General features: G+C 46.9%; 12 protein-coding genes and 1 pseudogene. 2 read left to right on the forward strand and 11 right to left on the reverse strand.

Annotated features, from left to right (window positions below):
* Positions 1–44 precede the first annotated feature (44 nt).
* The 11 genes and pseudogenes from murD to BXP28_RS22620 all read right to left on the reverse strand — a co-directional run bounded on the left by murD (position 45) and on the right by BXP28_RS22620 (position 12,046).
* Positions 45–1,436: a UDP-N-acetylmuramoyl-L-alanine--D-glutamate ligase gene (gene murD, locus BXP28_RS08045; protein WP_023485592.1), complete on the reverse strand. Its 1,392-nt coding sequence runs from the start codon at positions 1,434–1,436 to the stop codon at positions 45–47.
* A complete protein-coding gene (gene mraY / locus BXP28_RS08050) occupies positions 1,437–2,399 on the reverse strand; it encodes a phospho-N-acetylmuramoyl-pentapeptide-transferase (protein WP_023485593.1) in 963 nt (320 codons plus the stop codon).
* 169 nt (positions 2,400–2,568) lie between these two features.
* Positions 2,569–3,969 (reverse strand): UDP-N-acetylmuramoyl-tripeptide--D-alanyl-D-alanine ligase, encoded by a 1,401-nt coding sequence (locus BXP28_RS08055; protein ID WP_036654772.1) that lies wholly within the window; start codon positions 3,967–3,969, stop codon positions 2,569–2,571.
* On the reverse strand, positions 3,966–5,453 hold the full coding sequence (locus tag BXP28_RS08060) for a UDP-N-acetylmuramoyl-L-alanyl-D-glutamate--2,6-diaminopimelate ligase (RefSeq protein ID WP_023485595.1): 1,488 nt from the start codon (positions 5,451–5,453) through the stop codon (positions 3,966–3,968). Before BXP28_RS08060 ends, BXP28_RS08055 begins: the two co-directional genes overlap by 4 nt.
* A gap of 80 nt (positions 5,454–5,533) precedes the next feature.
* On the reverse strand, positions 5,534–7,489 hold the full coding sequence (locus BXP28_RS08065; RefSeq protein ID WP_023485596.1) for a stage V sporulation protein D: 1,956 nt from the start codon (positions 7,487–7,489) through the stop codon (positions 5,534–5,536).
* A gap of 75 nt (positions 7,490–7,564) precedes the next feature.
* Positions 7,565–7,720 (reverse strand): PASTA domain-containing protein, encoded by a 156-nt coding sequence (locus tag BXP28_RS25025; RefSeq protein WP_367869712.1) that lies wholly within the window; start codon positions 7,718–7,720, stop codon positions 7,565–7,567.
* A gap of 32 nt (positions 7,721–7,752) precedes the next feature.
* Positions 7,753–9,855, reverse strand: a pseudogene (locus tag BXP28_RS25030) (penicillin-binding transpeptidase domain-containing protein); the annotation flags it as partial.
* A 15-nt stretch (positions 9,856–9,870) separates the two neighbouring features.
* Positions 9,871–10,281, reverse strand: a complete 411-nt coding sequence (locus tag BXP28_RS08080) for a hypothetical protein (protein WP_023485598.1) — start codon at positions 10,279–10,281, stop codon at positions 9,871–9,873.
* A gap of 11 nt (positions 10,282–10,292) precedes the next feature.
* Complete coding sequence (gene rsmH, locus BXP28_RS08085) at positions 10,293–11,246, reverse strand: 16S rRNA (cytosine(1402)-N(4))-methyltransferase RsmH (RefSeq protein ID WP_024094499.1); 954 nt, start codon at positions 11,244–11,246, stop codon at positions 10,293–10,295.
* A gap of 44 nt (positions 11,247–11,290) precedes the next feature.
* Positions 11,291–11,728 carry a division/cell wall cluster transcriptional repressor MraZ gene (gene mraZ, locus BXP28_RS08090; RefSeq protein WP_036656856.1) on the reverse strand — a complete coding sequence of 146 codons (438 nt, stop codon included), beginning with the start codon at positions 11,726–11,728 and terminating at the stop codon, positions 11,291–11,293.
* Positions 11,729–11,905: 177 nt separating this feature from the next.
* Complete coding sequence (locus tag BXP28_RS22620; RefSeq protein ID WP_144029665.1) at positions 11,906–12,046, reverse strand: hypothetical protein; 141 nt, start codon at positions 12,044–12,046, stop codon at positions 11,906–11,908.
* Positions 12,047–12,183: 137 nt separating this feature from the next.
* Between BXP28_RS22620 and BXP28_RS08095 the strand changes: the two genes are divergently transcribed.
* Together BXP28_RS08095 and BXP28_RS25035 are read left to right on the forward strand one after the other, a co-directional pair.
* Positions 12,184–12,759: an IS3 family transposase gene (locus BXP28_RS08095; protein WP_235430635.1), complete on the forward strand. Its 576-nt coding sequence runs from the start codon at positions 12,184–12,186 to the stop codon at positions 12,757–12,759.
* The gene (locus BXP28_RS25035) at positions 12,740–12,868 is read left to right on the forward strand and encodes an IS3 family transposase (protein ID WP_158225753.1); all 129 of its coding nucleotides are present in this window, start codon (positions 12,740–12,742) and stop codon (positions 12,866–12,868) included. Before BXP28_RS08095 ends, BXP28_RS25035 begins: the two co-directional genes overlap by 20 nt.
* The last annotated feature ends 35 nt before the right edge of the window (positions 12,869–12,903 follow it).

Consider the following 12,903-nt stretch of genomic DNA (forward strand, 5'->3'; position numbering starts at 1 on the left):
GCTTTTGCATGCAATTAAGCTTGGCAGGCTTACCTGCACCCTATTTAAAGGTTATGCACGGATTCTTTAAACATGCTCCCCCTCTCTTCAAAGGAGGAAAACATGTCCCAACTGGCACAGGCCGGTGAAAGCAAAACGGTGTCCCCAGGTTCAGCCAGCAGGGCAGCGAGTTCGACAGCCTCCGCTATGGCTTCTTGCACACCTTTAGCAGTATCGACGCTTTTTCTTCTTGTCAATCCTGCCTGTTCGGCAGCACGCTGAATTTTTTCACCGGTCTGGCCCAGTGTAACAAGAGCTTTCACCCGTTCCTGGAGTACAGGGATAAGCTCCCGATAATCTGAACCCCTGTCGAGCCCCCCTGCAATTAGCACAAGCGGCTGTTCAAAAGCTTCAATCGATTTGATGGTGGCAGCAGGATTGGTCGCTTTTGAATCATTGTAAAACTCCAGATTGTGGTAAGTCCCTACATATTCGAGACGGTGTTCCACTCCCCGAAAAAGTTTTAAAACACCGGCAATGTTAGAAATGTTTACCCCCGCACACAAAGCAATTGCCGACGCAGCAAGTGCATTTTCTATATTGTGGCTGCCTCTAATCCCCAGCTCTTTGGCAGGCAGTATCGTATGAGTAGCTCCACTGCGATCCGTAAATACAATCTTTTGATGCTCGTCCAGATAAACCCCGGGCAAAAGTTTTTCTTTCATGGAAAACGGCATAAGCCCGGCTTTGATCGTTGGAACAAGGGATCGGCAGACTGGGTCGTCCCAGTTGATGACTGCAGTATCTTCCTGCGTTTGGTTTGCAAACAGCTTGGCTTTAGAAGCGACATAATCTTCCATACTTCCGTGGTAATCCAGATGGGTTTCATATACGTTGAGCAGACAGGCAATATGTGGCCGAAAATCCGTGGTCCCTTTAAGCTGGAAGCTGCTAAGCTCCACTACAAGCCTATCCGTTTCGTTAGCGTCAAGGGCAGCTTCACTAAGTGCCCGGCCAATATTTCCCGCCACCACCGGTGATAGTTCAGCCTCCTCAAGCATTTTGCCCACCAAAGTGGTTGTCGTCGTTTTTCCATTGGAGCCCGTTATGCCTATAATTGGCGCCTTGCTCATGCGATAAGCCACTTCTACCTCGGTAACGATCTCTATGTGGCGATCAATCGCCCATTGAACCGGTAGAGCTGTATAGGGAATTCCGGGGTTTTTAACCACTAAAGATACCTGATCATGAATCAGGCTGGATGGATGTCCTCCGCAAACTACAGAAATACCCAAAGCCTCCAATTCTTCAGCTTCGGGACATTCCTCTCGTTCCTTTTTATCATTAACGGTGACCGTAGCACCCATTTCATGAAACAGCTTGGCAGCAGCCACCCCGCTTCTGGCTAAACCCAGGATAACAACTTCTTCTCCGGAATATTCCTGAGGAACTTTCATCTATAACACCTCGTTGATTATTAGTCCTAATGCGGCAAACACCAGACCTACGGTCCAAAAGGTAATGACCACCCGCCACTCTGACCAGCCAACCAGTTCAAAGTGATGATGAATCGGACTCATTTTAAACACCCTTTTGCCTCTTGTCTTAAACGAAACCACCTGGATAACTACCGATAGTATTTCAATCAAAAATATACCGCCAATAATAGCCAGCACCAGTTCCGCTTTGGTTAGCACAGCCACGGCCACCAGACCTCCGCCTATTCCAAGAGAGCCTGTATCTCCCATAAATACCTTGGCTGGATGCGCGTTAAAAACCAAAAATCCTAAAACGGCCCCCACCATAGCAGCAGAGAAGATGGCTACGTCCGGTTGGGTATTATTCATCGCGATGATGGTATATGCCCCAAAGGCGATGGCGCTTGTTCCGGCAAGAAGCCCATCCAGACCGTCCGTGAAATTGACAGCGTTGGAGGCCCCAAGCATAAGAATAACCATGCACGGGAAGTAAAACCAGCCGAGGTTAAATGAAATATCTGCAAAAGGAATGTGTATTTCCGTACTATACCCTGACTTCACCAGAAGCACACAAACAATAAGGGAGACCAGCAGTTGTCCTGCCAGTTTTTGTTTGGCTGTTAAACCAAGTGAACGTTTAAACACAATTTTGATGTAATCGTCCAGGAAACCGATAAGTCCGTAACCAAGAGTGGCAATCAGCAAAATGAGAAGCTGTATGTCAAACTCGGCAAAACGCAAGGAGGCCAGCGCCAAAGCAAGCATGATAATAATACCGCCCATAGTCGGTGTACCTTGCTTCTTCAAATGGGCTTTCGGCCCCTCTGTTCGGACTTGCTGGCCGAATTTCATTCTCCGTAAAATAGGAATAAAGAGAGGCCCCATAATCAGTGCAAGAACAAAGGCGACTCCCATGGTTAATAAAACTACTTTTAATTCCACTGTTCATTTCCTCCTAAAAGCTTCTCTCCAAGGGAAGCTTCTTCCCAGAGCAGCCTGTCGCTGCCAGAAGGCAGCAAGCCTCTATTCCCCGGATACCCCCGACCGCAGGGACACGGGGGAGGCATATACAAATCAGGTGGACAGCTTATCCCCACCTATTCTTATTGTATTAAGCCAATAAAAAATTTACTACATCTTCCAGTTTCATGCCCCGCGAAGCTTTAACCAGAACGACATCTTCCGGATGGATAACTTCCTTCAGAGCATTGGCCATGGCCTGTTTGTCCTCGAACCAGTAAGTATTCACCAGCGGAAATCTGGCCTTGGCTTCCTCTGCTATATACCGCCCCAGCGGACCATAAGTATAGATGCCGCTTAATTCGCCCTGCTCAGCCAGATTTGCTGCTATTCCTCCAATTTCCCGGTGGAACTGCTCCTCCAATTCTCCAAGCTCTAGCATATCCGCCAGGACCACATATTTGTGGCGATATCCTTTAAGCTGCTTCATTAGTGACAAGACCGCTTTTGTGGCTGCGGGACTTGCGTTATAGGCATCATTAAGGACCGTAAAACCTGATTCTGCCTTCCGCTTTTCAATTCGCATACCGGAAAGCTGAACATCTCTCAGCCCCTGTGCAATCTTTTCGTCAGATACTTCAAGTTCCCGGCCAGCTGTGACAGCAGCCAAAGCGTTCATCACATTATGCAGACCGAGCAGGGGGATATAAAACTCGGTATCAGAGTCCTGTAATCTAAAAGAAGATCCGTCATTCCCAATCTGAATGTCCACCGGATATATATTGTTCGTAGACTTTTGTCCAAATGAGACCCGGCGCATTTCTTCAGGCTTTTTTATTTCAGGCAGTACAAAATCTATCAGGGGTTCATCCCCGTTGGAAATAAATAAACCTCCATCTTGGAGACCTCCGAGTATTTCCGTTTTTGCACGGGCAATTTCTTCTCTGGACCCTAGCTGGAGCAAGTGGGCGTCGCCAATCATGGTGATAATGGCCATATCCGGCTGCGCTAATTCAGAAAGCAACTCAATCTCACCTCGCCCACTCATGCCCATCTCAATAACGGCTACTTCCGTGTCTTCACCGATTTGCAGGAGCGTTAAAGGCAACCCGATATGATTGTTCAGGTTTCCTTGTGTTTTATGCACCCGGTACGTAGTTCCCAGCACCGAGGCCACAAGGTCCTTGGTGGTCGTTTTCCCGTTGCTTCCTGTGATTCCAATAATTTTTGCCCCGCACTGCTCCCTATACTGCCGTGAAAGCCTCTGAAGAGCTTTAAGCGGATCATCAACAAAAATAAGAACCGCATCTTCGGGTGGATTGGGATAGCCCCTTTTCCAAAAAGCGGCAGCCGCCTCTTTGGACAGTGCGGCCGCTACATGTTCATGACCGTCTATATGATTTCCCGGCAGAGGGACGAAAAGATTACCGGGACGAAGACTCCTGGTATCTATGGAAACGCCTTGTATCGAAATGGCATCGGCATGCTCCTGGTTTACACGAAGAGTGCCCCCTGCCATTCTGGCTATTTGGGTTAGCGATCGATTCATCATTTTTGTTTGCTCCTTATTGCTTCCTTCGCCACCAGGCGGTCATCAAAATCATGTTTCACATTCATGATATCCTGGTAAGTTTCATGGCCTTTACCCGCTATCAATACTACATCTTTCGGGCTTGCCACTTCAATAGCTTTTTGTATAGCCAGGCGTCTGTCCACTATAAGCTCGAAACGGTCCTCGGATAGCCCGGCCTCTACGATTCCGGGAACAATATCTTCCAAAATAGCAGCTGGATCTTCAGTACGGGGATTATCGGATGTTACAAACAAATGATCGCTGTATTTGGCCGTTACCTTCCCCATAAGAGGGCGTTTGGTCCGGTCCCTGTCTCCTCCGCATCCAAAGACGCAATATACATGTCCTTCTGCGAATTCCTTTACCGTTGATAGGGCATTTTCAAGTCCATCCGGTGTATGGGCATAATCAACCAGTACAAGATAATCCTGGCCCTCACTTACCACTTCCATACGGCCCGGAACGGAATCAACCTCTGCCAGACTTTTCTTAATTGCTTCCAAGGAAATGCCTTCTGCAAGTGTTGCCGCAATCGCTCCCAAGGCGTTATATACGTTAAATTTGCCAACAAGCTTCATCCGGATGTTTTCCGTACCTTCAAAAGTAGTTAAAGTAAATTCTGTTCCCTCGGCCGTAATACGGATATTGGATGCTCTAACGTCACATTCCTTTTCTATGCCATATGTGATAACTTCGGCACTGGTTAACCTTTGAAAAGTTTCGCTGGCTTCATCATCCACGTTTAAAATGGCGTAACTGCGCTGTTTTTCATCTTGGACGAAATCATTTCCCATTCTGGAAAAAAGCTGGGCTTTGGCGAGCCGGTAGTTATCCATCGTTTTATGATAATCCAAATGGTCCTGGGTTAAGTTGGTAAACACGCCGGAACGGAAAGGAATCCCTTTTACACGACCGAAATCCAAGGCATGGCTGGATACTTCCATCACGCAATAATCCGTGTCTTTTTCGCGCATGGCAGCCAGATTTTTTTGTATATCCAACGCTTCCTGGGTAGTTCGTTCTACCCCGTAGTATTCGGATCCGATTTTCACCTGAATCGTTCCCATCAGCCCGGTTATAAAGCCTTGATCTCTAAGAATTTGTTCAATTAAATACGTAGTCGTCGTTTTGCCATTGGTTCCGGTTACTCCAATGATTTTCATATCATGAGCCGGATAGCCGTAAAAATGAGCAGCAAAGAGAGCCATCGCATGTCTGGTCTCCTTAACCAGGATTTGCGGAACATTCACATCGAGCCTTCGCTCAACAACTAAGGCAACTGCCCCATTGTCCACAGCCTTTCCAGCAAAATCATGCCCGTCACTTACAAGACCTGAAATACAAATAAATAAGTCTCCTCGTTTAATTTTCCGGGAATCGATCTGGACGCCGGATACCTCCACCGTTTCGTCCCCCACAATTTGGCTCGTTTTTAGCAGCGATGCAAATTCATTCAGTTGCATGCGTTTGTCGCCTCCCGTTTATTCTGCAATTCACTAAGATAGTATTGACAAAAGCGGATAGTCAAAAAGCAGTTCTCCGATTAGGGAGATTTATTTTCACTACCATCTGGTTTTGTCGGATTAGATAAGTATACACGAATCGTGGAGCCCCGGTCTACTCTCGTACCCGGTTTGGGTGCCTGGCTGACAACTACATTTCCAGATCCTGACTTTACCAGATTAAAATCGGAATTCAGGTCCTCGTAAATGTCCTGAACCGTTGCCCCAACCAGATTAGGCACCTCAACGACGGGTTTTTCACCAAGCCTGTAATCTTTGTTTAACTGATCCTTGCTAGGCTGCACTTTCATATAGTGAAGCGCATCCTCCATTATATTTTTGACAATCGGAGCTGCCACCAGACCTCCGAATTGAATTCCTTGCGGATCATCTACTGCCGCATAAACCACAATTTTCGGATTATTTGCCGGAGCAAATCCGATAAAGGAGACGATATGCTCATCCGGTGAATACCGGCCGTTTATAACCTTTTGTGCTGTCCCGGTCTTCCCGCCTACCCTGTAACCGTCAATAAAGGCATTCCGCCCGGTTCCTTTAGCTACAACACTTTCCAGAGCTTCTCTGACCTGCTTGGATGTCTCTTCCGAAATTACATTGCGGACAAGTTCAGGCTGGATGGTATCCACCACTTGCCCGGATTCGGGATTTATCCAGGCTTTAGCTACATGGGGTTTGAACAGCTTGCCCCCATTAACGGCTGCCGACACGGCCGTTATCTGCTGGATAGGGGTCACGGAAACCCCTTGGCCAAAAGCAGTGGTGGCCAGTTCGACGGGACCAACCCGGGAAGGCTTGAACAAAATACCATTTTCTTCCCCGGCCAGGTCAATGCCTGTCCGTTTACCAAAGCCAAAACGCTGAATGTAATCAAATAAGCTCTCTTTTCCCAGACGTTGTCCCAGCACAACAAACCCCGGGTTGCATGAATTCTCCACCACCTGCAGGAAGGTTTCACTGCCATGGCCCCCCTTCTTCCAGCATCGAAGACGTGCTCCCCCTACTTCAATGGCACCAGGGTCAAAGAATTGTTCGTTCTTCAAATCGACCTTTTTCTCCTGCAAAGCTGACGCAAGGGTAATGATTTTAAAGGTAGACCCCGGTTCGTAAGTTTTCCAAATCGGCAGATTACGGTTATAAATTTCACTGTCGTATTCCTTGTAACGGGCCGGCTCATATCCCGGCCTGCTGCCCATCGCCAGCACTTCCCCAGTATTCGGGTCCATCATAATAGCAAGAATGTTCTGAGCCTGATGTTTCACCATAGCTTGATCAAGTTCACGTTCCAGAACGGATTGCAAATGCTGGTCAATGGTTAGCTGGAGATTTAATCCGTCCTTTGGTTTGACATACTCATCCGTTGAACCGGGCATCTGCCTTCCTGCCGCATCAGCCAAATAGGAAACACTGCCTGGCAAGCCTGTCAACAGTTTGTCATACTTGGCTTCCACACCGGTTAGTCCCTGGTTATCAATACCCGTAAAGCCGAGAATATGCCCGGCGAGAGATCCGAACGGATAATAACGCTTGTTATCTTCAGCTACTACAATACCGGGTATGTTCAGATTTTTGATTTCAAGCGCCTTCTCCTGAGTAATTTTTCGCCCTGCAGGAGAAACCTTGTTAATGGATTGCCGTTTGGTAATTTGCTTGTAGATGGTCTCCTCTGAACCCTCCAGCACTTGGGCAAGCTTGGCTGCTGCTGCCTTCGGATCTTTCAGCTGAGCCGGTATGGCCATCACTGAAGGGGTACTGACATTATACGTAAGGCGCGTTCCATTGCGATCCCAGATTTCACCCCGGTTAGCCGCAAAAGGAATGTTCCGGCGCCAGGAGTCTTCGGCTCGTTCGGCCAGTTCCTGTCCTTTCCATAACTGGACGTATGCCAGCCTTACCAGTAAAGCAATAAAGGTTAGCGTCCCGAGAAGCAAGGCAACAAACAGCCTGTGCCTTACCATCACACTGGATACCCGTTTCATAGCTTGTTCCTCCTCCCAGACAAGTCAGACTCGTTCATAACAAGAGTATTCAACGTCTGAGAGAGATAGAACAAGCTATTGCTTGACCTGGGTAAGGGGCTGCAGCTTGAGTTTCAATATGCGGGTTGTTCCTTCGCCTTCCAAAGATTGCGATACGACAAACCCCTCTCCTTTCGGAATCACCTTCACATTCAAGAAGGAGGCAATTTCAGCTGCTTCCCGGAAAGACAAGCCTTTAAGATCGGGGACAGCTATGTTGTCTATAGGAGACAGAGCAGCATAAATGCGCTGGGAGGGCTGAACCTGTACACCCGGGTCCGGTAATTGCTTTTGTACCTTGTCACCCTCACCCAGGAACGTAACGTTCAATCCCTGTTCCTCTGTGATTTTCTTGGCTTCCGGAACGGTTTTGCCGTTAAGATCAGGCATGGTTACCGTAAGGGGCCCGTTCTGGTCCTCCGTGTTAGCTGGCTTGGAGTTAGAAGAAGGAACCTGCAAATATTTTAATGTCTGGTACATGATGCTTTTGAATGGCTTAGAGGTTACATCGCCAGCTTCCGTATAGTTTTGTAACTGTGGTTCGTCAGCTATGATAATGATAGCTACCTGCGGATTTTCTACAGGCGCATGACCGATAAAAGAAACGACATATTTATTCCCCCCGGCGTAGGAACCGTTGATTACTTTTTGCGCCGTTCCCGTTTTTCCGCCTACCCGGTAATCGTCCAGATATACGTGCCGGCCTGTTCCAATTTTTTGATCAGACACAACCTGCTCCAGGTATTCTCCCGCTTTTTTGGAAGTTTCCGCCGAAATGGGTTCTCCTTTTAGTACAGGTTCAAAGCTTTGCACCGGCTGTCCCGTTTTAGGGTCTACAATATCTTTAATGATGTGCGGCTGCATAAGCTTCCCGCCATTTACTATTGCAGCGTAAGCCGTTAACTGCTGAATTGCGGTTGTGGTAATAGGGCCTTGCCCGAAAGACATCGTAGCGTACTCAATGTCTCTTTCCGGAATGACTTTCCCCTTTTTTTCGCCGGCAAGATCGAGTCCTGTTTTTTCCCCGAATCCGAAGTTCTTGACATACTGGAGCTGTTTTTCCATCCCCAGTTGCTGACCGATTTTAACAAAGGCAACGTTACTGGAGCGCTTTAGACCCTCTAGATAGGTAATGTCCCCCAGCCTGCTCCATTATTGTGGTCCTTAATTAGAGTATCACCAATTTTGATGCTTCCCGAGTGATAGTAATCGCTAGGCTTAAACAGGTTCTCTTGAATTGAAGCCGCCAGGGTCACCGCCTTAAATGTAGAACCCGGTTCGTATACAGACTGAATGGCGTTGTTGACAAATTCACCTTTTTTTCCGTCCGTCTTGTAGAATTCGTTCGGGTTAAAATTCGGATAACTGGCCATGCCCAAAATTTCCATTGTGTTCACATCAGCAACAATGGCGGACAAACTCTTCGGCTTGTATTTTTTGTATGCCTCGCTCAGGGCGTCTTCCACATAGAACTGAATGTTATTGTCAATAGTCAGGCGGATGTTTTTACCATCCACCGGCTCCTGGAGGATCTTTTGACTGTTGCCCGGAGCCTCGACTCCCTTTAAATCCGTCTGGAGATTAAGCTTGCCCGGAATTCCCTTCAAAATTTCATCCTCCTGCTGTTCAAGCCCCATCTGTGGCGTACCTTCACGGTTAATATAACCGATAATGTGGGCAGCCAGGGATTTATTAGGGTAAAACCGTTTTGTGCTTTCCATCACGGTAATACCAACCGATTCCTTTTGAACTTTATTTTTCGGATAGGTCTTTGAATCACGTTCAGTCAAATGCTGCTTGATTGACGCGATTAGATCCTGAACTTGCTTGGCCTTGACGCTGTCAAGCTGCATTCCTTCCGGCCTGAGCTCCACCTGGGCTAGCAAGTAATCATAGTTTTCTCCGGCCGTCGACTTTGTATCGGTAGACGAATTGGCAGCCTGGGCATTTTCATCTTTTGGTTTCTCTTTCGTTGCCGTTTCCCGGATCTTTTTTTCCAAATTTTCGTTATTCCCATTTTCAGAGCCCAGAATCTTGGTCAAACCGCTTACGACTTCATCCAGAACATCCAGTTTTTTAATGTCCCTCGGATTGACGGCAATAGAATAGGCCAGCGTATCTTCAGCCAGAGTCTTATCATTCCGGTCCATAATCATTCCTCTATTGGCGGCAAGTGTTTCAGTGGAATTCCATTGGCCTGCTGCTTTAGCAGTCAGCCAATCCGCCTGGATCACCTGGACATAAAAAAGTCTGCCTATTAATACAAGAAAAAATAGGGTAAAAAAGCCCCCTATTATTAAAGAACGCATTCTAATTTTTTTTAGCATCTTTCCACCCCCAATCTAGTTATTCTTCTGATTATCAGTTGCCGATTTATCGACTGGGACATGCGTGGTCTGATTCGTATTTTGAGGACTGAATCCGCGTTTTTTCGCTTCAGCCTTCAGCCGTTCAGGACTAACGAGCACGAGATATTGCTGATTCAATCCGGTATTTTCCACTTCAATCTTCTTGATTTCACTCTGTTTGTTGACCATGGCCCGATTCAGTTGGTAAATCGATACATACTGCCATACGATGATAGATGCAATTGCGGCGCCAATTGTTACAATGGTCAGATAAAGGAGCTTTTCCTTCATAGGAAGTGGTTTTTTGCGGTATACGACTTTTTTGGTTTCGCGGTACTGAACCTTCTTTTCTTGCTGCTTGCGCTGCGGTTCAACGGCTAAATTTCCCTGAATGTATCTTGCCATGGTTCCCCTCCTTAACTTAACTTCTCTGCGATACGCAATTTGGCGGATCGGGCACGCGGATTGTATGCAAGCTCCTTTTCAGAAGCTGTTATTGGTTTTCGGTTTACTAATTTTAAGATACCTTTGTTATTACAAACACACATTGGAAAGTCCGGAGGACAGGTACATTTTCCGACAAATTTCGCAAACATTTGCTTGCAAATACGATCCTCCAAGGAGTGAAAGGTAATGACTGCTACTCTCCCTCCGGGAGCCAGACATTCTATAGCCTGTTCCAGGGCATTTTCAAAAGCTCCCAATTCATCATTCACAGCAATCCGAAGCGCTTGAAAACTCCTTTTGGCAGGGTGAGGACCGCTTCTTCTTGCCGCAGCCGGAATAGCTTGCTTAATAATCTCCACAAGTTCCCCGGTCGTCTCAATCGTTTTGTTCTCCCTTGCCTTTACAATCGAGGAAGCGATTTTTCTCGAAAATTTTTCTTCCCCGTATACAAACAAAATACGTGCGATTTCTTCGGGAGCCCATTCATTCACGATCGTTTTGGCTGTAAGCGGCGAGGAACGGTCCATCCGCATATCGAGTTCAGCATCATGATTGTAGCTGAATCCCCGCTCTGCCTCATCAAGTTGAGGGGAAGATACACCTAAATCAAATAAAATGCCATCCACCTGGGGAGTTCCGTTTTTCACAGTTCTTGGCTCTAACTGTAAAACATGTTTCAATTCCCGAAAGTTAGTCTTTACGATACGGACACGATCTTCATACTCTGCCAGCACGTTTTGGGCATTGGCAAGAGCAGAAGCATCCTGATCCAAGGCAAGAAGGAGCCCTTCCTTGCTTAATTGGGATGCAATCCTGACACTGTGGCCAGCTCCTCCCAGCGTGCAATCAACATAAAGTCCATCCGGTTTTATGTCCAGTCCTTCAACTGCTTCTTCTTTTAATACAGTGATATGGTGAAACAAAGCAATTTCCTCCTAAGTTCGTAGCGGGCACTATCCTGATGTTTTTACAAGTCAAAATCAAAATCGACCAACTTCTCGGCAATTTCATTAAAAGATTGCTCAGATGTTTGGAAGTAGTTTTCCCATATCTCCCTGCTCCAAATCTCAACGCGGTTGGAAACCCCGATGACTACGCAATCTTTTTCCAGCTTAGCATACTGGGCGAGATTTTTCGCAATATTGACCCTTCCTTGTTTATCCAATTCGCTTTCTGTAGCTCCTGAGAAAAAGAAACGTGTAAAAGCCCTGGCATCTGCTTTCATCAGAGGCAGTGACTTTAACTTTTGCTCCAGAACCGCCCATTCAGACTTAGGATAGACAAACAAACAGTTGTCGAGGCCGCGGGTAATGACAAAGGAAGCTCCAAGGGATTCACGAAACTTGGCGGGAATGATCAATCGGCCTTTCTCATCAATGCTATGTTGATATTCCCCCATGAACATGAATTGGTTCCCCCCTTTTCCCCACTTTCCTCCACATGACATTACATGTTCTCCACCCACACAAAAAATCCTGCTAAAGGAAGTAGGTTTTCTTCTTTTTTTTATTCCTGTCACAATTCAGACACAATTATCTCCTGCGATAAGCAGGATTACGAATCTGTGTTCAGAGGAGTACTTTTACCCGCCCCCTTCTTTAACCGTATTTTTAACTTGATCGGCCCCCTCCCCATAATCCCGGACTTCCAAATTCAAACTAGCTGTGTAAATCAGTTTCTGATTATATCCTTCTACAAACTCGGTTCCGGTCTCCCTATTCACCTGAGAACGTTCGTCTTTTTCTCCCGTTTAGGCACCTTCCTTGGGTCTTTCGGCGATTTCTTTCACCCCGGCGGCCCCTGCTTTGGTCTCCTCCGGCAATAATACAGGCTATCAGACTACAAACGGCCAAAGCCAATATCAGTACATATGGATATCAGCAAACCCAGCTATTTCTGCTGCAAGACCACGGAGTGTGGATCAACCATAAGAAGGTGCTGCGTCTCATGCAAGAAATGGGATTGCGTTCCCGCATTCGCCGTAAGCATCGCTGTAACTATAGTTCCTCTATAGGAGGCCGAGTTGCAGAGAATATGCTGCAGCGCGATTTTACAGCGGATGCACTTCATCAAAAATGGGTGACCGATGTCACCCAGTACCGTGTGGCAGATACCTGGCTGTACGTGTCGGCTATTAAGGACTTGTACAATAATGAGATTGTGGCTTACCACATGAGCCTTCGTAACGATAATCAGCTTGTCCTCCAAACGTTTACAAAAGCCTTTGAAACGGCGAAAGACGTGACTGGACTGATCGTTCACAGTGACCAAGGATTCCAGTACACGTCTTACCCTTACCACGATATGCTGCGAAAGGTCGGCGCTCAAATCAGCATGTCTCGCAGAGGCAATTGTTATGAAAACGCCTCGATGGAGAGCTTCTTCTCGCATCTCAAAACGGAAGGGCTCTACCTTTATGATACGAAGTTTGGATGAGGCACAAAGACGAATTGAGGAATATATTCATTTTTACAACCAAAGCCGACCACAACGAAAATTAAAGAAGCTGACGCCGGTTGAGTACCGACGCCAGCTTGCCGCCTAGGGTCTTTTTTCAATGTCTACAAAATGGGGTCTTGA

The organism is Paenibacillus larvae subsp. larvae, from assembly GCF_002003265.1.
Classification (GTDB): Bacteria; Bacillota; Bacilli; order Paenibacillales; family NBRC-103111; genus Paenibacillus_H; species Paenibacillus_H larvae.